Source organism: Lentzea miocenica (assembly GCF_033949945.1).
Lineage (GTDB): Bacteria > Actinomycetota > Actinomycetes > Mycobacteriales > Pseudonocardiaceae > Lentzea > Lentzea miocenica.
On sequence record NZ_JAXAVW010000015.1, the window covers coordinates 72,382 to 94,816 of the forward strand.

The window sequence follows — 22,435 nt, forward strand, 5'->3', positions numbered from 1 at the left end:
ACGATCGGATGGTGAGTGCACGCATTGAGCCGATGCGCCGTCGACGCACCGGCCGGGTGGTCGCGGGCGTCGCGAGCGGACTGGCGGACCACCTCGGTGCCCCCGTCTTCTGGGTGCGCGCGGTTTTCGCCGTGTTCGCCGCCCTGAGCGGGGTCGGAATCATCGCCTACGCGTTGCTGTGGATGTTCGTGCCGCAGTCGACCATGGCGGAACCGGAGACCGAGAAGGACCGCAAGGAGTGGCAGCAGGCCGTCGGGATGGCCGCGCTCGGCGTCGGTGTCGCGGTCTTCACCGGCCTGATCGGCGGCACCTGGAGCGGCTGGATCACCGGTCCGATCGCCGTGGCACTCGTGGGCGCCGCGGTCGTGTGGCGCGAGGCCGACGAGGCACAGCGGCGCCGCTGGAAGGACGGGGCGTTCGCGCAGGGGAAGACGGGGATCGTGCGAACGGTGGCGGGAGGCGCGCTGGTCGTGGCGGGTGTCGCCGCGTTCCTCGTCGTCAACGACTCGGTGAAGAACCTCTCGACCGTCGTGCTCTCCGTGCTGGCCACCCTGATCGGTGTCGCGGTCCTGACCGTGCCGCTGTGGATGCGGTTGGTGCGTGACCTGGACACGGAACGGCGCGCGCGCATCCGCACCGAGGAACGCGCCGAGATCGCGGCCCACCTGCACGACTCCGTGCTGCAAACGCTTGCGCTCATCCAGAAGCAGTCCGAGTCGCCACGTGAGGTGAAGCGCCTGGCCCGCAGTCAGGAACGCGAGCTGCGCGGCTGGCTCTACGGCCGTGAGGTGGGCGAGCAGCCGACGACCATGAGCGTCGCCATCGCGCAGACGTGCGCGGAGGTGGAGGACGGGTTCGCGATCGCCGTGTCCCAGGTCGTGGTCGGCGACTGCGAGCTGGAGGACGGCATGTTCGCGTTGATCCAGGCCTCGAAGGAGGCGATGGTCAACGCGGCCAAGCACGCCGGGGTCGGTGAGGTCAGCGTCTACGCCGAGATCGAGCCCGACAAGGTGACGGTGTTCGTCCGCGACCGGGGCAAGGGTTTCGATCCGGACGCGGTGCCGGACGACCGGCATGGCCTTGCGGGCAGCATCCGGGGGAGGATGGACCGGCACGGCGGGGAGGTGCGACTGCGCACGGCTCCGGGAGAGGGGACCGAGGTGCAGCTCGAGATGCCGAGGAAGACGGAGGCCAGGACATGAGCGTCAGGGTGTTCCTGGTGGACGACCACGCGTTGTTCCGCGCGGGAGTGCGGGCCGAGCTCGACACCATCACCGACGCCGTCGAGGTGGTCGGCGAGGCGGGCAGCGTCGGCGAGGCGGTGGCGGGGATCAACCACCACAAGCCGGACGTCGTGCTGCTCGACGTGCACATGCCCGACGGCGGCGGCGCCGAGGTGCTGCGGCAGATCCGCACCAAGATCCCCGAGGTCACGTTCCTCGCGCTGTCCGTCTCGGACGCGGCCGAGGACGTCATCAACGTCATCCGCGCCGGTGCCCGCGGTTACGTCACCAAGACGATCTCCAGCCAGGAGCTGGTCAAGGCCGTCGTGCGGGTGAGCGAGGGCGACGCGGTGTTCTCGCCGCGCCTCGCCGGGTTCGTGCTGGACGCGTTCGCCGACCGGCCGGGCGCCGCGCCGATCAGCGATCCGGAGCTCGACCTGCTGACGCCGCGCGAACGTGACGTCCTGCGGCTGCTGGCCCGTGGTTACGCTTACAAGGAGATCGCGTCCGAGCTGTTCATCAGCGTGAAGACGGTGGAGACGCACGTGTCGAGCGTCCTGCGGAAGACCCAGCTCTCCAACCGGTACGAGCTCTCCCGCTGGGCCACTGATCGCAGACTGGTCTGAAGGGTTCCTGGGGGATTTGATCAAAAAGGTCGCCCGCGGTGCCACCGAAGTGCTGGCTCCGTGGGTCTGGGTGATCTTGTTGCCGTTCGCTGTGGCCGCAGCGACGGAGAATCTTTGGAAGACGCTGCTGTGGGGATTCGTGGTCGCCGTGACGGCGTCCGTCATCCCGATGGCCGTCATCGTGCGTGGCGCGCGCAGGGGCAAGTGGGACGGCCATCACGTCACGAACCGCGAGGGCAGGCTCGTCCCGCTGGTCACGGCGGGTGCGTCGCTGGCGGCCGGCACGGTGATCATGGTGCTGGGCGCCGCGCCGCTGAACATGCTCGCGCTGGCGGGCAGCATGTTCGCCTCGCTGATCGTCAGCATGGCGATCACGTTCGGGCTGAAGTGGAAGATCTCGCTGCACGCCGGGGTCGCGTGGGCGGCCGTGGTGACGCTGACGATCGTCTTCGGGCCGTGGTGGCTGCTGCTCGCGCTGCCCGCGGCGCTGGTGACGTGGTCGCGGGTCGAGCTGGGCGATCACACGACAGCGCAGGTGCTGGGCGGGACGGCGATGGGGATCGTCGTCGGTGGCGGCAGCTTCTGGCTGCTCACCTCCCTATGTCCGTGATCGAGACGATCTTCATCTCGTTGTTGATCGCGCCGACCGTGACCTCGACGGTGGTCTTTCGCGTCTCGCCCTGGTCCGTGACCACAGTGAGGTCCACCGGCACGACCCAGTGAGGGCCGTTCGAGTGCACCTGGAGGTCCGTCGAGGTGCACTGGACCGAGGTGTAGCCCTTCCACCGGTTCACGAAGTCGGCCTTCGGCTCCCGCTGCCGATCCCAGAAGTTCAGCCAGGCCGCTTCTGAGTTGCCCGGCAGCAGGGCGTAGTGCTCCTTGACGAACGCAAGGGCTTCCTCGGCGGTGAAGTAGCGGGCGTTCTGGCCCTGTTCGGTGGGGAAGCTGCTCTGGTTGGTGGGGGAGCCACCACCGGTGCCGTTCCAGTACGCGGCGGCCGCGCCACCACCGATCGCGAGCACCGCGATGACGGAGAGGATCACCAGGATCCGGCGGTTCGGCGCCTTGAGCCTGCGCTGCACGGGAACGGGGATGGGCAACGGCTGGGAGGGCTGCGGTTCCGCGGCCAGCTCGTCGGCGGCCTCCTGCGCGGTAGGCCGGTCCTTGGGGTCGATCGCCAGCAGACGGGTGAGCAGCGGGGTGAGCTCGCCCGCGTTCTTCGGGTCGCGCAGCTGCCCGCTCGCGGCCCGGTAGATGAGGCCGAAGCTGTTGTCGCTCGGCCCGAAGACGGACTCGCCCTCGATCGCCGTGTACAGCGTCGCGCCGAGCGAGAAGACGTCGGAGGCGAAGTCGGGCTGCTCGCCACGCGCCACCTCGGGTGCGAGGTAGGCGGGGGTGCCCGAGATCATGCCGGTGTCGGTCATCGTGCCGTCGCCGGTGGCCTTGGAGATGCCGAAGTCGGTGATCTTGACCGTGCCGTCGTGGCCGATCAGGACGTTGCCGGGCTTGATGTCGCGGTGCGCCATGCCCGCGGTGTGCGCGGCGGCCAGCGCCGAGGCGACCTTGGCGCCGATGCTCGCTGCCTGGGCCGGCTTGAGCGGCCCGCGCTCGGTGATCAGCGCCGACAGGCTGAGCGACGGCAGGTACTCCATGACGATCCACGGCACCTCGTCGTCACTGATGACGTCGAACACCGCGATCGCGTGCGGGTGATGCAGCCGCGCGGCGTTCCGCGCCTCCCGCATCGCCCGTGGATGGTCCCCGGTGAGGAGCTGCTTGGCCGCGACCTCGCGTGCCAGCACCTCGTCCCGTGCCCGCCAGACGACCCCCATCGCACCGCTGCCGATGCGCTCGAGCAGCGTGTAGCGGCCCCCGATGGTGGTTGTCACATCCACGAGACTAATCAATCCTCGCCATCGGTTCGCGCGCTTCCCGCTCACAGGGTGGTGCAGATCGCTGACGATCCGCGTTCGTCCCGGCACAGCGCCGAGATCCGCGGGCGGGTGAATCGCTCCGAGCCGGTCACCGGTGGGGACTGCGTTCTGGGACTGCCCGGCCTGGTGAGACGTGCGGTCGTCGCTGCCCACGACGTCGCACACCACAGTTCCCGGTGGTCTTCGGTGACGAGCTGGTCGGCCACGCTGCCCCGCGTGCCGGCACCTCGTCCCGCGCCCGTCAGACCACCTCGGGCACCGCGGTACTAGTCGATCGTCGAGACGAGCTTCTGCAGTTCACGGTCGAAGTCGATCCACAGGTCCTCCTCGCCCGGCTGCACGACGTCGTAGGAGCTGTCCAGGAACGCCGCCACGTCCTCGGCGAGGGCACTGAGGATGGCGAACCCGGTCGGCGCGTTCAGCTCGACCAGGACGCGCTCCGGGTCGTCGGACGCGGGGCGGACCAGGATGTCGCCCTCGCCGGACGGCGTCAGCAGACCGTCGGCCAGCAGGTCGCGGGCGAACATCCACTCGACGCGGCCGGTGCCCGTGTGGAACACGACGGCGACGGCGTAGGGGTCTTCCGGGTCGTAGACGAGCTCCGCCTCGACCGGCGCGGGTGCCGCACCGGGGGCGAGGAGTTGAAAAGTCGTCCGGGTGGTGACCTTCAGGTTGTCGTTGTTCATGTCGATGTCCTTCCCAGGCTGGTCTCCATGTCCGCTCACAAAGAGGAGACGGCCAACCAGCTCGTTAAGGACGCGATTCGTCTCGGAACCATCCTATTGGGGGAGACGTGCGTCTCACCGTTCAGCGTTTGACCAGGTCGCGTGTCTCGTTTGGTGAGACGGGCTGACCAGCCGCGACCGGCGACTTCCGAGTCAGTGCGACGCCCAGGAGCACCACCAGCATGCCGGCGACGACCCTTGCGTTGAGTTGCTCTCCGAGGAAGATCGCTCCAAGGAGTACCGAGACAACGGGCAGAAGGTAACCGACCGTAGTTGCCGTGGTGGCGCCCTCGTCCGCGATGACGCGGTAGTTGAGGATGAACGCCACGCCGGTGCCGAAGACGCCCAGGATCATCACGGCGACCACGCCGACCCAGTGCAGGTGCACCGGCTCCAGGCCCCCGAACGGCACGGCGAGCACGAGCAGGCCCATGGCCGTGGTCAGCTGCATGGCGGCGAGCTGCGTCGAGGTCGCGCCGGTGTTGACCAGGTAGCGGCCGGCGTAGGTGTAGCCGACGGCGTAGCTCGCGGCGCCGATGAGGCAGAGCACCGCGCCCCAGCTGGCGATGCTGTCGGCCTGCTGCCACGGCGCGAAGATGAGCAGCACGCCCGCGAAGCCGAGCCCGAGGCCCAGCATGCGGACCACGTTGCCGAACTTCTCGGTGCCCAGCACGAGGCCGATGGTCAGGGCGAACAGCGGCGTCGTGGAGTTGAGCACTCCGGAGACGCCGGAGTCGACGGTCTGGCCGCCGAACGCGAAGAGCGTGAACGGGATGGCGCTGCCGAACAACGCGACGAACAGCATGTGGCCCCAGACCTTGCGCTCGCGGGGCAGCGTCATCTTCGCCATGGCGAGCACCACGAACAGCACGGCCGCGCCGAAGAACGTCCGCACGAGCGAGATCTGCAGGGGAGCGAGGCTCCCGAGCGCGAGCTTCATCCACAGGAAGCTGGATCCCCACAGCAGGGCGAGCACGCCCATCCTGATCAACGTTCCGCGTTGGTTCACACGTCAACGATGGGTCCTGGAACCCGTAAATACAATTTAATTGTTGTGCATAACCTTTAAGCTCTGCTGTAAGGTCGAGTGATGCTGGACATGCGGCGCATGCAGGTGCTCAGAGCGGTCGTGACCACGGGTTCCATCACCGCGGCGGCCACGAATCTCGGCTACACCCCGTCCGCGATCTCGCAGCAGGTCGCCGGCCTCGAGAAGCAGGCGGGCCTGCCGCTGCTGGAGCGCGTCGGCAGGGGTATCCGGCCCACCGCGGCCGGTCGTCTCCTCACTGAACACGCCGGTCGCCTCGCCGAGCAACTGGCCGAGGCCGAGAGCGCCCTCACCGCGTTGCGCAACGGCTGCGCCGGCAGGCTGCGCGTCCGCTACTTCGCCACGGCCGGAGCCGCCCTCGTGCCGCCCGCCGTGGCCCAGTTCCGTGCCGAACGAGCCGGCGTCGAACTGGACCTCAAGCTGACCGAGCCCACCGACCCGTTCGAAGAACTCGCCGCTGGCCGCGCCGACGTCGCGATCACCGTGCTGGAGCCGGACGAACCCGCACCGGAAGGCATGATCGCGCGGCACCTGCTCGCCGACCCGTTCTTCGCCGTCCTGCCTCGCGGCCACGCGTTGTCCCGCAAGCGCGTCATCGACCTCGGCGAACTCGCCGACGAGCCGTGGATTCTCGCGGACTTCGGCGCCACCGGGCCGTGCAAGGACCTCGTGTCGAACGCGTGCGCGGGCGCGGGATTCTCACCGAAGGTCGCGGTGGAAAGCGACGACTACGCGACCGCGCAGGGATTCGTGGCCGCCGGACTGGGCGTCACGATCATTCCGCGGCTCGGGCTGGGATATGCGCATCCGGGCGTTGTCCTGCGCAAGGTGCGCAATCCCGAGCCGGTTCGGCACATTCACGTCGTTTATCGCGAGGATGCCGCGTGGAATCCCGCCGTGGTGGCGTTGGCCGAAGCCCTGGAGAAGGCCGCGCGGGCCTCCTGACCAGGGGCGGCAGCCTAGGCCAGACCGAGTGACTTGTCGCTGTGCAGCAGGAAGTTCGGGCTCTTCCACTCGAACGAGATACCGCGCCGTTCGGTGGTCTTGTCGCCGTTCTTCTTCGTGTACTCCACGACGACTTCCCAGTAGAAGCCCTCTTTTTCGGACGCGTCGAGAACCTTGGCTTCCTTGATGCCTGACCAGAAGCCCTGGAATCCGCTCACGCCGCCTGGGTAGCTGCCCTGGAAGTTGGCGTTGCCGAACTTCCAGGCGTCGTCCGGCGCGGTGGGCGCGGTGCTGAAGTATTCGTTCAGGAATCCGCGCATGTCGTCCGGGGTCGGCTGGCTCGTCCACTGACCGGCCTTGCCCGCGGACTTCGGCGGCGTCGACTGCTTCGTCTGCCCGGAGTTCTGGGTCTGCGGGGTCGAGGTGTTGGCGCCCGCGTTGTTGTTGCCGCCGTTGCCGTTCTTGTCCGAGATCATGCTCGCGAACATGATGCCGATGACCGCCGCCGCCACGATGGCGAGCGCGGTGTAGATCGTCGACTTCTTGCTCTTCGAGGAGGACGACGACGCCATCGAGGCCGGCTTCGGGCGCTGCGAGTACTGGGGTGCGGCGGCCGGGCGGTGGTTCGACGGCGGCTGGTGCTGCGAGGCCACGGCGCGTGGCGGGGTGTACAGGTCCACGCGCGTCGCGTTGGGCGGCGGTGCCTGCTGGGGCGGCAGGGCTCTGGTGGCGGCCTGCTGCTGCGGCTGCTGGATCGGCGCGCCGCGCCACGACGGCGGGTGCGTCGGGGCGACCACGGCGGGGGTGAAGGCGGGAGCGGCCTGGCCGTTCGCGACCGCGGCGAGCGCGTCGCGGGCCTCGGCCATGGTCGGGCGGTCTTCCGGCTCCGCGCGCAGCAGGCGCATCAGCAGCGCGGTCAGCGGGCCGGCGTTGCGCGGCGGGTTGACCTTGCCGGACGCGACCTTGTGCAGCAGCGCGATGGTGTTCTCGCTCAGGCCGAACGGCGGTTCGCCCTCGATCGCGGCGTAGAGCGTGGAACCCAGCGAGAACACGTCGGACGGCGAACCCGGGTCGTAGCCCTTGGCCACCTCGGGTGCGAGGTAGGCGGGGGTACCGGCGAGCATGCCCGTCGCGGTGACCGTGACGTCACCGGTCGCGCGGGAGATGCCGAAGTCGGTGATCTTGACCGTGCCGTCGTCGCCGAGCAGCACGTTGCCGGGCTTGATGTCGCGGTGCACGATGCCGGCGTTGTGCGCGGCGGCCAGCGCGGAGGCGACCTGCATGCCGATCGACGCCACGTCGCGCGGCGGGAGCGTGCCGCGTTCGGACAGGACGGCCGAGAGGCTCTTGGACGGCAGGTACTCCATGATCAGCCACGGCTGGCTGTCGTCCTCGGCCACGTCGTAGACGGCCACGGCGTGCGGGTGCTGGAGGCGCGCGGCGATGCGGCCCTCGCGCATGGCCCGTCGCTTCGCCTCGTCCGTGTCGGCTTCGGCGAGTCCGGGCTGCAGGAGCAGTTGCTTGACCGCGACGGTGCGGTGCAGGCGTTCGTCGTGTGCCGTCCAGACGACGCCCATGGCGCCGCTGCCGATCCGCTGGCTCAATCGGTAGCGACCAGCGACCAATCGGCCATCGTCGGTCACAGTTGCTCCCCGCTGTGCGGTCACTTGCTCTCTGTTCAACGGCTCGTCACACCTTCGGGTTCAGATCACCCAACGGTGCGGGTACCCACCTTACGAGATTTCTACGACGTGTTGACGCTTAGCCCTACTGCCCGGGCGGCACCGTTGTCGTAGTGGTCACGACAACCGACGACGACGGCTTTGGAGGAGTCGTTGTCGTTGTGGTGGTTGTCGTAGTCGTCGTTGTGGTGGTCGTAGTTGTAGTCGTCGTAGTGCTAGACGTCGTTTCGCGCGTTGTCGTTGCCTCGGGCGTGGTCGTCGTCACCTCGGGAGTCGACGACGTCGGTGTCACCACCGAAGAAGAACTCGCCGGCGGCACGATCGGGTTCTCGTTCTGCTTGTTGAAGACCCCGAGCGCGACCATCAAACCACCGATGACCAGCAACAACGCCAGAACCACTGCAGCGATCACCAGTGGCCTGTTGTCCTGCTGCCTGCCCGCGGGTGCCATCGGCGGTGCGGTGCGAGGCGGCGCGGTAGTGCGAGCCACCGGACGAACCACGCGGGTCCGGTCCGGCTCGACGATAGCCGTCGGATCGGGTCCGACAGGAATCGGCAGTCCGCTGAACGACGGCGAACGACCGTGTGCGACCGCATTGAGGATGTCCCGTGCCTGCGCCATCGTCGGCCGGTCGTCCGGCTCGAAGTTCAGCAGGTACAGCAGCGTGTCGGAGAGCGGGTGGTCGACGGTCGGCGGGTTGATCCGCCCGGCCGCGACGGCGTGCAGAACACCGAGAGTGTTCTCGCTCACTCCGTAGGGCGGTTCGCCCTCCATCGCGGCGAACAGCGTCGAACCGAGCGAGTAGACGTCGGAGGCCGGCGTCGGGTCCTGGCCCCGCGCGATCTCCGGCGCGAGGTACGCAGGGGTGCCGGCGATCAGGCCGGTCTTGGTGACCGTGATGTCGTCGGAGGCCCGCGAGATGCCGAAGTCGGTGATCTTGACGACGCCGTTCTCGGCGATCAGCACGTTGCCGGGCTTCACGTCGCGGTGCACGATCCCCGCCGCGTGGGCCGCGGCCAGCGCCGCCGCGCACTGGGTGCCGATGCTGGCGACCTCGACCGGGTCCATCGGCCCGCCCTCGGCGAGCGCGTCCGCGAGGCTGTAGGACGGCAGGTATTCCATGACCAGGCACGGGACGCCGTCTTCCTCGACGACGTCGTACACGGCGATGGCGTTCGGGTGGTGCAGCTTGGCGGCGATGCGGCCCTCGCGCATGGCGCGCTGGATGGCCTCGTCCTGCTCGGCCTCGTCCAGGCCGGGCGCCAGCAGCAACTGCTTGATGGCGACCTCACGGCCGAGGCGTTCGTCGTGGGCGCGCCAGACGATGCCCATCGCACCGGAGCCGATGCGGTCGAGGAAGCGGTAGCGGTCGGCGATCAGGCGGCCGTCCGAGGTGTCGGACGCCGTCACAAGTCCACCTCGGCGTTGCGCGACAGTGATCCCCTGTCGCGCGGCGATGGGGAGACTGCGGCTGCGGCAGCAGGTCCCACGCTCGTGCTCCTCGTGCGGTAGTCAGCGGTCCGTCCGGAATGCCCGCACAGGGTACCTGTCGGAGGCCGCCGTTGAGCTACCCGTCGCTCGTCAGTTCACCGGGGCGAAGAAGTCGAAGCCGCCGACGGTGTCGCCCACGGTGTTGAGCACCGGGTCGAGGATGCCGAGGTCGATGCTCACGTCGACCGGGTTGGACGGCGTGGGCAGCGGGTTCGAGGCGGGCGGGGTGCTGCTGCTCGGCGGCGGCGCGGTCGACGAGCTCGGCGGCGCGGGCGTCTGGCTCGACGGCGGCGTGCTCGGCTGACTGGTCTCCGTCGACGTGGACGGAGGCGTCGTGGTCGGCGCCTGCGTCTGGGTGGGCTGCTGCGCCGGCGGCTGGGTCTGCGTCTGGGTCTGCGTCTGCTGCGTCGGGCGCTGCGGCTGCTGGGTCTGGACGTACGGGGCGACCCGGGTCGTCGGGTCCGCCTGCTTCGTCTCGGCCTGCTGGGTCTCGGTCGCGTCGGCCTGCGGGCTCTTGTTCGACGGCAGCTTCACGACGCCTTCGGTGCCGGCGCTCGCGCCACGGGCCTGCGCACGCTCGTCGAACCGCACCTCGGCGAGGGGGCGCTCGTCCGGCGAGGACAGCCACGAGGAGGCGGCGAAGGCCACGGAACCGCAGAGGATCACGCCACCGCTGGCGGCGACGGCCAGCTTGCCGACGGTGAACCCGCCGCTCTGCGTGTCGTCGGCCCTGCCCTCACGGCGCAGCAGCTCGGTGATGTGCAGCTCCTTCATGGGCTGCTTCTTCTGCTTGCTGCCTGGTGCCTTCACCGACTTGAACTTGATCGTCGGCTCGAACGCCTCGGGGGTGATGTCGTCGGTGATCACCGGGATCTCCACGGTTTCCGCCTCGCGGCGGGCGATCAGCTCGGCGACGGACAGCTGGCCGGTCGACTCGGCCGATCCGTTCAACCGCCGACGATGGTCCTCAATCGACACCGCTCGTTCACCCTTCCAAGTTCGCGTGTGCGCACTGGCGGGAACATGGATACCGAATCGTGACCCGAGATGTAACCCCTTCGGGGGAATTTTCACGATCAGAACTAGGTTTTCGCGACGAGCGGTCACCGTTCGACTGCGAACGGCGATCCCAGTTGGGCGCGGCCTAACTCCGTTGCGCCGAAAGGACCTCGGTGCCGATGATCCGCGGCTGGGTCGTGTCGGTGAGCCAGAAGAGCTGTTCGATGCGCAGCCAGCTGCCGTTCCGCTCCTGCATCGACACCACCGCGAGCACCGATCCGTCCGGCCGGAGCGACGTCTGGTCGACGTTGAGCGTCTTGATCATGCCCCAGGACTTGACGAACTCCTTGGGGTTCGCGCCGACCAGGTCGGGCGACAGCAGTTTGGCTGCCGAGTTCGGCTTGGTGATGAGCAGCTCGTAGAACCGCTTCACCACGTCCACCTGCGGCTGCGGGCCGACCGAGACCTCCGGGGTGGTCGGTTCCGGCGCCTCCAGCAGCAGTGCGGACGGCTGCGGCTGGGGGATGTCGGCGGTGGTCTGCGGGGGCGGCGGGTTCTCGTTCGGCAGCTGGGCCGAGAGGACGTCCGGGCGCAGCGCGCTCGCGCCGGACAGCGCGATGGGTCGTTCGGAGGCAGGAACGCCGGTGTTCGCCGGGCGCTTGCCCGCCAGGACCGCCGCGCCCGCGACGGACGAGACCAGGATGACCGCGCCGGTCAGCAGGCCCGCGACCTTGGCGGCGCGGTTCGTCCTGGTGCGGCGACGGCGGCCGGGGACGACCGGGATCACCGCGGTCGTGGCGGTCATGTTCTCGGTCGGACCGAGCAGTGACGTGACGAGAGCGTCGGTGGCGGCTTCCTCGTTCGACAGGATGCGGATCGGGACCGGCTGCTGCTTGATCAGCTCAGCCACGCTGATCGAGCCGGCGCGGGTGTGTCTCCGGCCGGTCGTCGCGGGACGCTGCACTGGTCTCGCCCTCCGTACTGTCCGTGGTCACCAGAAGACGTACCGTGGCCTCGCGCGACAACGCCAGTTTCTTGACGGACTTCATCCGTCCGTGGCGTTCAGCGGTGCTGTGGATTCGCTCGAAGGTGCTACTTACTACGGTCGGTAGCTCGGGCCGTGACCTTTAGCCGCTTCAGCCGCCGAGCTTCAACCGTTCACCGTTGATGAGCGGCAGGTCGCCGATAGTGAAGCTGAGCTCGCGCTTCTCCGTGCTGACCGAGCCGTCCTTCTTCGTCACCTGCAGCAGGCTGACGGTGAGGCCCTTGCTCGGGTCGACCACGATCTCCTTCACCTCGATCAGCGAGATGTCGGCGACCCGGCCCTCCAGCAGCGCGCCGGCGTTCGAGCGCACTGTGTCCGTGGTCATGGCGAGCGCGGTGTCCGCGTTCGTCGCCATGGCCTTGTAGAAGTGTTCGGTCTGCTGGGCGATCTTGGAGCCGTCGACGACCGGCGCCTGGGTGACCGGCACCGTCGTGATGACGGGCGGCGCGGTCCCGGACGGCTTGGCGCTCGTGGCGGAGGGCTGGCCGCTCGTGCCCGGTGTGGCGCTGGTGCCGGGCACCGGAGCGCCCCGGCCGGTGTTCGCGGCCGAGGGCTTGGTGCCGGTGGCCGACGGGCTGGTGCCGCCGGTGGGCAGCGCGGAGATGATCGGCACGTCCGACGGGTAGCCGGGCAGGCCGACCGTCTCGACGGCACCGCCACCGCCGACCAGCTTGGCCGCGGCGACGCTCAGCGCGACCAGCACGAGCACCGACGAGACGACGGCGAACCAGGCGGCGCGCTTCCAGGTGCGCGGCGGTGTGACCGAGGCGGGCACCAGGCCGATGTTGAACTTGCGCAGCCCGTCGGTGTCCTGCAGCGGGTCGATCGGGCGGCGGCGGGGCAGCGGGATGCGGTCACCACCGACGACGGGGCGCGGCTGCTCTGGCGCCAGACCGCCGTCGAGGCGATGTTTGCCCGGCTGTTCTTCCATCCCGACACCCCTCTGCGACGCAATCAGCGTAGGGCCGTCCGGAGGTGCCGAAGCAACCAAAAGGGGGTGTTCAGGACGAGTGACACTCGTTTGTGTGAAAGGTGCGCGGCGGCCACCGGCCTTCACCGCCGCTTCAACTCCTCGGCAGGACGCCTCACGACACCGGCCCCGCACCCCACCTGGCTGAGGTGAGGACGTGGGGCCGGGCGCCGTGATTCACCCGTCCGAGGGGTCGGTCAGCGGGGCGGGAGTTGTGCTTGCCCGCTGTTCAACTGCTTGCGCGTCTTCTGCACGCCGTTGACGGCGGCCAGACCGCTGCCACCCGCGATCAGCGCGCCGACCACGTCGGCGCCCAGGGAATCGCCGTTGGTGATCAGCAGACCGATCGCCGCGCCCGCGGTGGTCAGGATGGCGATCTTCCAGCGGCTGCGGACGAACTGCGAGACAGGTGCTCCGGCGAGGCCCTTCTTGTTCGCGGCCGAGCCGAGCAAGCCCAGGTATGCGTCGTGCGCCAAGGCGGCGAGCAGGCCGGCGATGGCGATCAGTGCGGCGATGAGGCCCATGTCTCCAGTGTGCCTCCAGATATTTTCGTTGGACCATCCGTGATCGCCCTGATATCCGATTCGGGTGGACATGTTCTGGCACGACGACTGCCTCGAGCACGACGCCGGCGAGGGCCTGTGGGAGCTGCCGGGCTCCTGGCCGTGGCTGGACGTCGCCGAACCGCACCCGGAGAACGCCGCGCGGTTGGGCACGTTCCGGCACGCGCTGACGCACGGCCCTGTGGCCGGTCACTTGAGGTGGCACGAAGGGCGGCACGCGTCCGTTGACGAGCTTCTGCGCGTGCACACGGCGGGGTACTTGGACTCGTTGCGTGTGTCGACGCGTGTGGCGCTGGAAGTGAACACGGTCGTGGGGCCGGAAACGTGGCGTGCGGCGAGCGCGGCGGCGGGGACTTCGTTGGCAGCGCTGGAATCCGGTGCGCCGCTGGCGTACGCGCTCGTGCGGCCGCCCGGCCACCACGCGCAGCCGGACATGGCGGACGGCTACTGCTTCGTGAACAACGCGGCGCTGGTCGCGGAAACCGCGCGGCGCCAAGGGATGCGGGTCGCGGTTCTGGACTGGGACGTGCACCACGGCAACGGCACGCAGGAGGTGTTCCACGACCGGCCGGACGTGCTGACCATCTCGGTGCACATGAGGCACGGCTCGTGGGGCACGAACCACCCGCAGACGGGCGCACCCTCGGAGGTGGGCGCCAACGGGCGGAACGTGAACATCGAGTTGTCGTTGGGTGCGGGCGACACGGCGTACTTGCGCGCGCTCGACGAGATCGCGTTCCCACTGCTGCGTGAGTTCGCGCCGGACCTGCTGGTGTGCGCATCCGGGTTCGACGGATCGGCGTTCGATCCCAACGGACGGCACAACCTCACCGCTGCCGGCTACCGCGAGATCGGCCGGCGGGTGGCGTCGTTCGGACCGCGCGTCGTGCTCACCCAGGAGGGCGGCTACCTGCGCGGATACTCAGCGCTGTGCCTGCACGCGCTGGTGGAGGGGCTGCTGCGGCTGCCGGAACCGCTGCTCGAGGACCCGCTGGCCTACGTGCCGGACGACACCCAGCTCGTCGACGCGGACTTCGAGCGCGTTCTGGCGGCCCTGAAGCCTTTTTGGCCCGGCGTGCTGTGACGCCGGGCCCTGGCTCGTGGCCTACCTGCCGAGCGGGCCGCGGCCCATCTTGAGCAGGATCATCGCGAGGTCCTTGCCCTCGGTGCCCAGCGGCTTGTAGCGGTTGAGCACGTCGATCTCGCGGTTGTGCACGATCTTCGTGCCGCCGGCCGCCATCCGGGCCGCGCCGATGATCTTGGATACCTCTACGCGCCGTTGCACGAGGCGCAGTATCTCGGCGTCGAGGTGGTCGATCTCCTCGCGCAGCTCGTTGATGTCCGGCTCAGTGGTGGTGTCCATCGTTTTGACGACCTCTCGACTCTTCGAGTCCTTGGCCCGGAAGCAACGAAAGCCCCGGGGTCCGAGGACTCCGGGGCTTCGTGGTGGCTTTTCAGCGCTATGCGACCACGGGAGCCGGAGTCCGGATCCCGTAGAAAAACTCGAAGAACGTCGCGCGCACGGATCCAGTGTTGCACAGAACCGCCGCCGCCCGCCAAGCCCGCACGGCGAACGGGCTCACCAGGTGGGACGTCCGGTTCAGGACACCCCGATCGAACACGCCCGTCGAACACATGGTCGGGTGGCTCCGAATTTGTCGGTGCCGCCCGGTACCGTGGATGGACGATGAGCGCCTTGTTCGACTTGCCCTCAAGTCCCCCCGTTTCCCGCGCGGGCCACCTGCTCGACGACCTGAACCCCGCGCAGCGCCGTGCCGTCGAGCACGCCGGTTCACCGCTGCTCGTGGTGGCGGGCGCCGGCTCCGGCAAGACGCGCGTCCTCACCAGGCGGATCGCGTACCTGCTCGCGGAACGTGACGTGCACCCCGGCCAGATCATGGCCATCACGTTCACGAACAAGGCTGCCGCGGAGATGAAGGAGCGCGTCGCCGACATGGTGGGCGCCCGCGCCCGTTCCATGTGGGTGTCGACGTTCCACTCCATGTGCGTCCGCGTGATGCGCCGCGACGCCAAGACCCTCGGCATGTCGTCGAACTTCTCGATCTACGACAGCGACGACACCCGCCGCCTGGTCACGCTCGTGGCGCGCGACCTCGATCTCGACCCGAAGAAGTACGCGGCCCGCACCCTCGCCGTGCACATCTCGAACCTCAAGAACGAGCTCATCGACCCCGAGACCGCCACCGCCCAGGCCACGAACGACCTGGAACGCCGGGTGGCCGAGGTCTACACCGTCTACCAACGGCGCCTGCGCGAGTCCAACTCGCTGGACTTCGACGACCTCATCATGAAGACCGTCGAACTCCTCCAGACCTTCCCGGACGTGGCCGAGCACTACCGCCGCCGCTTCCGCCACGTACTGGTCGACGAGTACCAGGACACCAACCACGCGCAATACACCCTCGTGCGCGAACTGGTGGGCAAGGCCGGAGGCGAACTCCCCCCGGCAGAACTGTGCGTGGTGGGCGACGCGGACCAGTCCATCTACGCCTTCCGCGGCGCCACCATCCGCAACATCGTGGAATTCGAGCGCGACTACCCCGACGCCACCACGATCCTGCTGGAGCAGAACTACCGCTCCACCCAGAACATCCTCACCGCCGCCAACGCGGTGATCTCCCGCAACCCCAACCGCCGCGACAAAACGCTCTGGAGCGACCTCGGCGAAGGCGAGAAGATCGTCGGCTACGTCGCCGACAACGAACACGACGAAGCCGCCTTCGTCGCCAACGAAATCGACCGTCTCGTAGACGGCGGCGAGGTCAACAACTCCGAGATCGCCGTCTTCTACCGCACCAACAACCAGTCGCGCGTCTTCGAAGAAATCTTCATCCGCCTCGGCCTCCCCTACCGCGTGGTCGGCGGCGTCCGCTTCTACGAGCGCCGGGAAGTCCGCGACGCCCTCGCCTACCTGCGCACACTGGCCAACCCGGAAGACACCGTCTCCCTCCGCCGAATCCTCAACGTCCCCAAACGAGGAATCGGCGACCGAGCGGAGGCCTGCGTCTCGGCCTACGCCGAACGCGAACGAATCAGCTTCGCCTCAGCCCTCCGCGAAGCCGTGCACGACCGCGTCCCCATGCTGAACCCGCGCTCCCGCAACGCGATCGCCGGCTTCGTCGAAATGATGGACCAGCTGGGCGAAATGGTGGAGCGCGAAGACGACGTGGCCGACATCCTCGAAGCAGTACTCGAACAAACCGGCTACCGCACCGAACTGGAAGCCAGCGAAGACCCTCAAGACCACACGAGGGTCGAAAACCTCAACGAACTGGTGACAGTCGCCCGCGAGTTCACCGAACTGGAACTCCCAGAAGGCGCCGACCCGGTCCCGTCCCTCCCAGCCTTCCTGGAACGCGTCTCCCTGGTGGCCGACGCCGACTCCATCCCGGACGCCGAGTCCGACTGCGTGGTCACCCTCATGACCATCCACACCGCCAAGGGCCTGGAATACCCGGTCGTCTTCAGCACAGGCTGGGAAGACGGCGTCTTCCCCCACATGCGAGCGCTAGGCGACCCAGCCGAACTGGCAGAAGAACGCCGCCTCGCCTACGTGGGCATCACCAGGGCCCAACGCCGCCTCTACCTCTCCAGGGCCCTGGTCCGCTCAGCCTGGGGCCAACCCTCGGCCAACCCGGCCTCCCGCTTCCTGGGCGAAATCCCCCCAGACCTACTGGACTGGCGCCGGGTAGAACCCTCCCGCTCCGCCCCAGCCGCCGCCACCACCTGGGGCCGCTCAGCCAACTCGGGCAGCGGCATAGCCTCCCGAGGCCTCTCCCGCCCAGCCCCAGGCAAAGCGGGCTGGAAAGACGCCCCAGCCATGAAACTGGAAGTGGGCGACCGAGTAACCCACGACAAGTACGGCCTGGGCCGCGTAGTAGCCGTAGACGGCGCGGGCCTACGAGCAACCGCAACGATCGACTTCGGCGGCTCCGGCACAGTCCGCCTGATGCTCATCGGCAGCGTCCCCATGACCAAGATCTGACCAACCCAGACCCACGCACGCCGATGCCGCAGGCGAGGCGCCCCGAAGGCGAAGCCGAGGCTCCTTCCGCTTGAAACGGGAGGTTCCGGTGGGTGGTCCCGTCACGAGTCGTGCCTCAGCTCTTGCTGCAACCAGGCAGGGATGTCAAACGGACACGCTTTTCGTCCGTTTGACATCCCTGCCTGGTTGTGGCGCGCTCGGGTACGGCTTGTGACGGGACCACCCACCCGAACCGCACCACCTACGCAACGCGCCGCCGCCCAAAGCAACTGGCGTGCCATCAACCCGCGTGTGGCGTGGGGCTGGTCCTTGATCAGATTGGCGGGGTCCGGGGCGGAGCCCCGAAATCCCTAAATCGCAACCCACCCTGAGCAACGCAACCACTTACGGAACCACCCCGTCCCGACACGAACCGGACACCCCAACCCCCTCTGACCAGCACCTTTGCCGTCTCCGAAAAAACCTCAAAAAACTTCCCAAAACCAGCGCAACGACCCGCCACCACGTACGTCTATGTGGGTGTCGCAAGCAGCACAGCCAGCGGAACGTTCGGGGCGGTCCAAGGCAAAGGGGAGCAGCCTGCAGACGAAGGGGAGCGAAGGGACGGCGGGGGCCAGAACTTCGCGGTGAAGGTGCGGCCGGACTGAACGGGAGAGCAGTCCGGCCGCGCTACAACCCCCTGATCGGCACCCATCGGCCCAGATCAGCCCAGGTACCGGCTCAGGTATCGGCCCAGATCGGCCCAGGTCAGACGCGATCGCTCAAAAATTGTCAGACCCACCGAGCATCATCAACCGCATGAGGTCATCAACCCGGCGGGAGAGCTCGAGATGGATCACGTATTCGCCCAGGTGCTGCACGAACGCGTGTTCGCAATCCTCAGCCAGCTGGAATCCCCAGCCGCCGCTCCAGAGACGGCAAGGCTGGCCCAAGCCTGGCGCACCCTCCTCGGCCTCCACGAGCCGACCGAGAGCGGGGCCTGCAAGGCCTGCGGCCCGCGCTGGCGCCGCCACATGTGCTCAGTCTGGCGAGTAGCGGCCCACTACTTCATCCGCAACGAACTCTCATCCGCGACGACCACAACGCCATCCGCGACGAGCCCGGCTTGAGCGGGCCATGAGTCCGGTCTGAGCGCGGAATACCCGCGACACAAGTGCCGTTAGAGGCTTGTGAGGCCCCTGAGGCGCCCAACGGGCCCGTACCCACACCGGAAGGTGGGTCAGACGACCCCAGCCCGCGAGAAAGCTACTGAGCCGTAGTTCAACAAGAACCGAATCAGACGGTCACACCGCGAGCGTTCAGCCAAGTCAGCGGGTTGATCTTCTGGCCGCCGGGGTTCCAGACCTCGAAGTGCAGGTGTGGTCCGGTGGAGAAGCCGCGGTTGCCCATGCGGGCGATCTGCTCGCCGGCCTTGACGACCTGGCCTTCGCGGACGTTGAACGTGTCGACGTGGCCGTAGACGGTGATGGTCCCGTCCGCGTGCTCGACGCGAACCCAGAGACCGAAGCCCGAAGCGGGACCGGCCTCGATCACGCGGCCGTCGGCGGCGGACAGGATCGGTGTACCGATCGGGCCGGCGATGTCGATACCCAGGTGCATGGTGCCCCAGCGGCCGCCATACCCGGAGGTGAAGTCACCGGCAGCGGGGCGGACGAACTTGGGCCGCTTCTTCTCGGCCTCGACAGCGTCGCGCTGGGTGGAGAGCTGCTGGCTGCGCAGGAGTTTGGCGGCCTCGGTGGAGCCTTCAGCCGTGGTCTTGGAGACCGCGAGGATCTGCGGTGCGGAGGCGGTGTCGCCACCCACGCCGTCGAACGTGGCGGCGCCACCTGCGTGGTTCGTGAGCTTGACGTCGTTGCTGTCGTCCGACGCGGCCTGCAGGGTCTGACCTGCGCCTGCTGCGGCGAAAGCACCGACTGCGACGGCGGCGACGACGATGCGTCCGCGAAGCGCCGACGGGGGCGGGGGGAGCCGGTGGGAGCTGACGGTGCGCACGGAGGCGCGGTCGACTGCCTCTTCAAGCGCAGCACTGCGTTCATGGCCGCCGGGGGAGCGGTGGTGACTCAAAGCTTGCCCTTCCGCCTTCGGGGAGCCTGGCCGGGTGGACTGCCGGGCGGGGGATTCCCGGTGAGTCAGATTTCGGGGTTCTGACTCGGTGTCCTTCTGTGACCAGACCGTGACAACGGACCGGGGGACAGTAACGGCGGGAAGGCTCGGAGGGCAAACCCCAGTTCGTTATGTCGTCCTAACGGGCGGCAACCAGCAGGTTTCAACTGTCAACTGTGACCGTCGGTCACTTCGGGCGGCCGACACGCCTCGCCGCCAGGGGCGATGGGGTGACCCAAGGAGTCATCCGATCGGGTGATGGCAGTCACAACTACGTGAAGAGTCCTCGTGTCAACCGGCAGGGAAAGGTGACCTGAATCACGTATCTGATGTTCTTCGACGAGCAACGACGAGTGCTCCAGTCGGGCGTTGCGCTGCGGCACGATGATCTGATCCATCTCCGACCAGACGACGACGAAGCGCGTGCGGCACGACCGGCAGGGCTCGGCGAGCTCCTCGAGAAGCTCGGAGCCGGGGCGCAACTGCTTGGTCAGCGGGGTCGGCAGCAGATAGGCGGCGAGCGTGCCGCGATGTGGCGTTCCCAGTGTTACGAGTGTGCGAACGCGTGAGTCGCCGTGCAGTCGTTGTACGTAGTACCTGGCGATGAGCCCGCCGAGTGAATGGCCGACGACATGCACCTGATCCGCACCGGTCTGTTCGCAGATCCGCTCGATGTGGGCGCCGAGCAGGGCGGCCGAGCGGCGGACGTCACCGGTCAACGCCGTCAGCACGCTGTAGTTGATGGCATGGACCACCCCGAAGCCCCGCCTTCGCAGCGCCCCCGACAGCACCGCGAAGGCGGAGCGGTTGTCCCCGATGCCATGCACCAACACGATCGGGGTGCCCGCCGCGTCCATCGCCGAAACCATCAGGCCGCGCTGGCGGGGCGGCAGGCCGTCGGTGCGGTAGTGCCGGAACTGGCCGTCCTGGCGCAGCTGTTCGGTGATCGCGCCCCACGGGTAAAGCACCGCGTGCGCCGTCAGCCAGGCCGCTTCCATCGCGACACCGCGCATCCCGCCGGGCGTGGCCATGGCGCGCAGCGCGACCTTGACCTCTTCGGCGACATCTCGCGCGGTGTGCACCCCCCAGTCGGCGCGATCGAGAACGGCGTCAGTCAGACGCGTCATCCACGACCGGCCGTCGTCGCTCATATGAGCGACGGTAAGTGATGAAGTCACCGGCTAGGAGTACCCGGCGGATGTTTTCCACATGCGAACGAATTTCGTCTCACTAGGTCATAGGACGTGAAACAGGACCTCACCTCTCACTTGCTAGGTTCGCCCGCGATGACTCGAACCGAGCTCGAGAACCAGACCCCGGCCGCCGCCCGGCTGCGCACCTCGTGGGCGCTCGCCGCCGCAGGCTCCCTCCTCCTCGCGGCAGGCCCGCTGCTCGGCGTCGTCGACGGGGCGGAACCCGCCTTCACGTCGTGGCCGCTGCTCGCCCTCCTCGCGCTGTTGCCGCCGGCCGTCGCCGGTGTGCTGCTGATGCGCGGCAGGCCGTTCGTGGCGGCGGGACTGATCGCCGCGGTGGGCGTCTTCGCCTTCGGCCGCCTGCTCAGCGACTTCCAGATCGTGGTCGACGCGATGGCGGTGGCGCGGCCCGAGCTGTTCCGGCCGGCCACGCTCATCGCGGTCACCCCGTCGGCGGGTGTGTGGCTGCTGCTCGTCGGGCACGTGCTGGTGATCGCGGGCGGGCTGCTCGCCGCCGGTCGCGCCGGCATGCCCGCGGACGCGTCGGAGCCCCCTGGCCTGGTGGCCCTGCACGTGATCATCGCTGCCTGGGCGACGATCGGGCTGCTGGGCAAGCCGTTCACCTCGGCGGACCCGTTCCAGCTCGACCGCGGTCCGTGGGACCTGCCGGTGATCGGCCTGACCGGAGGCCTGCTGGTCGCGCTCGCCGCGCCGCTCGCCACCGCGCTCGCGGCCAGCTCTCCCGACCCGGACACCCGCCAGGGCGGGGTGCTCGGTGTGTCGCTCGCCCTGCTCGCCGTGGTGCTGCCGCCGCTGGTGGCGGGCACCGTGGTGTCCGGGCTGACCATCACCGCGGGCCCGGTCCTCGCGTTGCTCGCCGCGCTCGCGTTGCCCACCTTGCCCCTGCAGGCCCGGTTGGTGCGGCTGCTGCTGGGCAAGCGCGACGAGACGTACGACCTGGCGTTGCCGTCGATTCGCCGCATGCACGTGGCGGCAGGTCTTCTCAGCGTGTTCGCCGCGGTCTTCATGCTCGTCGGCGCGGCCGTTCCGCAGCTCGTCCTCACCACCGGTGGCGAGGCACCGGAGCTGGCGTCGGCGAACCTCCTCTGGCCGGCCGGGATCGCGTTCGGCCTGCTCGGGCTCGCGTTGCTCGTGCCGTCCATCGCCACGGCGGTGCGTCCCGCCCTGTTGTTCGGCTACCTCGCGATGCAGCTCGCCGCGGCGGGCGCGACCCAGCCGGTCCTGGCCGCCAGCCAGGCCGGCATCGCGCAGCCGGGTGCCGGCTTCTGGCTGATGATCGTCGAGTTCCCCCTCGGCCTGCTCGCGCTGACCTGCGCGGGCCTCGCCGGTGCCGTCGAGCGGGAGAACGCCGACGTCGGCAGGAAGCAGGAGCTGCCGATGGCCGAGCTGGGTGCGGTGCTGCTGGCCGGGCTCTTCGCGGCGGGCGCCTTCGCGTTGCCGACCGTGCGCGGTGACAACTACACGGCGCCGACGCTGCTGCCGGACGCTGATCCCGCGGTCTCGTGGGCGTTGCTCAGCTCTCTGCTCTTCCTGATCATCGGCCTGGTGGTCGCACTTCGCTCGCGCCCCGCTCGCGGTGCCGGGATCCTCGCGGGCGCTGTGTTGTTGCTCGGCGTGCGCGCACTGGAGCTGCCGTTGACGGGAGACAAGGTGGAGGGCGCCGTCGCCGCGCCGGGCACGTGGCTCGCGCTGGCGGCATGTGCGGCGTTGTTGGTCGCGGCGGGATTGATGGGAGCTCGGGCAACGCGGTGAAAGTGTTACTTCACACGTGTTCTCCTCTATACGCGCGCACGCGTGATCGACCTCACCGCCGTTGAGACCGACCTCACCAGGTGTGGCGTGCGAGCAGTACGTGCAGCT

Annotated in this window: 20 protein-coding genes; 7 read left to right on the forward strand and 13 right to left on the reverse strand. The window is 68.7% G+C overall.

What is annotated here, in order from left to right; all coding sequences use genetic code 11:
* Positions 1-8 precede the first annotated feature (8 nt).
* From SK803_RS19430 to SK803_RS19440, 3 genes are read left to right on the forward strand one after another with little or no spacing between them, the layout of a single operon-like run.
* Complete coding sequence (locus SK803_RS19430; RefSeq protein WP_319967436.1) at positions 9-1,202, forward strand: ATP-binding protein; 1,194 nt, start codon at positions 9-11, stop codon at positions 1,200-1,202.
* Entirely contained in the window at positions 1,199-1,849 is a 651-nt protein-coding gene (locus SK803_RS19435) for a response regulator transcription factor (protein WP_319967437.1), read from the forward strand. The genes SK803_RS19430 and SK803_RS19435 overlap by 4 nt, the downstream gene beginning before the upstream one ends.
* A 16-nt stretch (positions 1,850-1,865) precedes the next feature.
* Positions 1,866-2,459 carry a hypothetical protein gene (locus SK803_RS19440; protein ID WP_319967438.1) on the forward strand — a complete coding sequence of 198 codons (594 nt, stop codon included), beginning with the start codon at positions 1,866-1,868 and terminating at the stop codon, positions 2,457-2,459.
* Here the strand turns inward: SK803_RS19440 and SK803_RS19445 are convergent.
* The 3 genes from SK803_RS19445 to SK803_RS19455 all read right to left on the reverse strand — a co-directional run bounded on the left by SK803_RS19445 (position 2,440) and on the right by SK803_RS19455 (position 5,517).
* On the reverse strand, positions 2,440-3,738 hold the full coding sequence (locus SK803_RS19445) for a serine/threonine-protein kinase (RefSeq protein ID WP_319967439.1): 1,299 nt from the start codon (positions 3,736-3,738) through the stop codon (positions 2,440-2,442). The two genes, SK803_RS19440 and SK803_RS19445, sit on opposite strands and share 20 nt — an antisense overlap.
* Positions 3,739-4,049: 311 nt before the next feature.
* Complete coding sequence (locus SK803_RS19450) at positions 4,050-4,469, reverse strand: SsgA family sporulation/cell division regulator (protein ID WP_319967440.1); 420 nt, start codon at positions 4,467-4,469, stop codon at positions 4,050-4,052.
* Between the two features lie 121 nt (positions 4,470-4,590).
* Complete coding sequence (locus SK803_RS19455; protein WP_319967441.1) at positions 4,591-5,517, reverse strand: DMT family transporter; 927 nt, start codon at positions 5,515-5,517, stop codon at positions 4,591-4,593.
* Between the two features lie 81 nt (positions 5,518-5,598).
* Here SK803_RS19455 and SK803_RS19460 point away from each other — a divergent pair, with 81 nt between their 5' ends.
* Positions 5,599-6,501, forward strand: coding sequence for a LysR family transcriptional regulator (locus tag SK803_RS19460; protein ID WP_319967442.1), 903 nt, complete (start codon positions 5,599-5,601; stop codon positions 6,499-6,501).
* Positions 6,502-6,515: 14 nt separating this feature from the next.
* Here the strand turns inward: SK803_RS19460 and SK803_RS19465 are convergent, their stop codons facing one another.
* From SK803_RS19465 to SK803_RS19490, 6 genes are all read right to left on the reverse strand, one after another.
* Positions 6,516-8,144, reverse strand: a complete 1,629-nt coding sequence (locus SK803_RS19465; RefSeq protein WP_319967443.1) for a serine/threonine-protein kinase — start codon at positions 8,142-8,144, stop codon at positions 6,516-6,518.
* Positions 8,145-8,268: 124 nt separating this feature from the next.
* Positions 8,269-9,594, reverse strand: a complete 1,326-nt coding sequence (locus SK803_RS19470) for a serine/threonine-protein kinase (RefSeq protein WP_319967444.1) — start codon at positions 9,592-9,594, stop codon at positions 8,269-8,271.
* A 171-nt stretch (positions 9,595-9,765) separates the two neighbouring features.
* The gene (locus SK803_RS19475) at positions 9,766-10,626 is read right to left on the reverse strand and encodes a hypothetical protein (protein ID WP_319967445.1); all 861 of its coding nucleotides are present in this window, start codon (positions 10,624-10,626) and stop codon (positions 9,766-9,768) included.
* Between the two features lie 193 nt (positions 10,627-10,819).
* On the reverse strand, positions 10,820-11,638 hold the full coding sequence (locus tag SK803_RS19480) for a superantigen-like protein SSL4 (protein WP_319967446.1): 819 nt from the start codon (positions 11,636-11,638) through the stop codon (positions 10,820-10,822).
* Positions 11,639-11,810: 172 nt separating this feature from the next.
* Positions 11,811-12,650: a hypothetical protein gene (locus SK803_RS19485; RefSeq protein WP_319967447.1), complete on the reverse strand. Its 840-nt coding sequence runs from the start codon at positions 12,648-12,650 to the stop codon at positions 11,811-11,813.
* A 236-nt stretch (positions 12,651-12,886) separates the two neighbouring features.
* Complete coding sequence (locus SK803_RS19490; RefSeq protein ID WP_319967448.1) at positions 12,887-13,213, reverse strand: hypothetical protein; 327 nt, start codon at positions 13,211-13,213, stop codon at positions 12,887-12,889.
* A gap of 70 nt (positions 13,214-13,283) precedes the next feature.
* Between SK803_RS19490 and SK803_RS19495 the strand changes: the two genes are divergently transcribed.
* Positions 13,284-14,336 carry an arginase family protein gene (locus tag SK803_RS19495; RefSeq protein ID WP_319967591.1) on the forward strand — a complete coding sequence of 351 codons (1,053 nt, stop codon included), beginning with the start codon at positions 13,284-13,286 and terminating at the stop codon, positions 14,334-14,336.
* 21 nt (positions 14,337-14,357) lie between these two features.
* Here SK803_RS19495 and SK803_RS19500 read toward each other — a convergent pair whose 3' ends face one another.
* Positions 14,358-14,783, reverse strand: coding sequence for a chorismate mutase (locus tag SK803_RS19500; protein ID WP_319967592.1), 426 nt, complete (start codon positions 14,781-14,783; stop codon positions 14,358-14,360).
* A 156-nt stretch (positions 14,784-14,939) separates the two neighbouring features.
* Here SK803_RS19500 and pcrA point away from each other — a divergent pair, with 156 nt between their 5' ends.
* On the forward strand, positions 14,940-17,258 hold the full coding sequence (pcrA, locus tag SK803_RS19505) for a DNA helicase PcrA (RefSeq protein ID WP_319967449.1): 2,319 nt from the start codon (positions 14,940-14,942) through the stop codon (positions 17,256-17,258).
* Positions 17,259-18,019: 761 nt separating this feature from the next.
* Here pcrA and SK803_RS19510 read toward each other — a convergent pair.
* The 3 genes from SK803_RS19510 to SK803_RS19520 form a co-directional block, all read right to left on the reverse strand.
* Positions 18,020-18,217: a hypothetical protein gene (locus SK803_RS19510; RefSeq protein ID WP_319967450.1), complete on the reverse strand. Its 198-nt coding sequence runs from the start codon at positions 18,215-18,217 to the stop codon at positions 18,020-18,022.
* Positions 18,218-18,533: 316 nt separating this feature from the next.
* Complete coding sequence (locus tag SK803_RS19515) at positions 18,534-19,250, reverse strand: M23 family metallopeptidase (RefSeq protein WP_319967451.1); 717 nt, start codon at positions 19,248-19,250, stop codon at positions 18,534-18,536.
* A 281-nt stretch (positions 19,251-19,531) separates the two neighbouring features.
* Positions 19,532-20,512 (reverse strand): esterase/lipase family protein, encoded by a 981-nt coding sequence (locus SK803_RS19520; RefSeq protein ID WP_319967452.1) that lies wholly within the window; start codon positions 20,510-20,512, stop codon positions 19,532-19,534.
* Positions 20,513-20,647: 135 nt separating this feature from the next.
* On the opposite strand from SK803_RS19520, the gene SK803_RS19525 reads away from it, so the two are divergent.
* On the forward strand, positions 20,648-22,327 hold the full coding sequence (locus SK803_RS19525) for a hypothetical protein (RefSeq protein WP_319967453.1): 1,680 nt from the start codon (positions 20,648-20,650) through the stop codon (positions 22,325-22,327).
* The last annotated feature ends 108 nt before the right edge of the window (positions 22,328-22,435 follow it).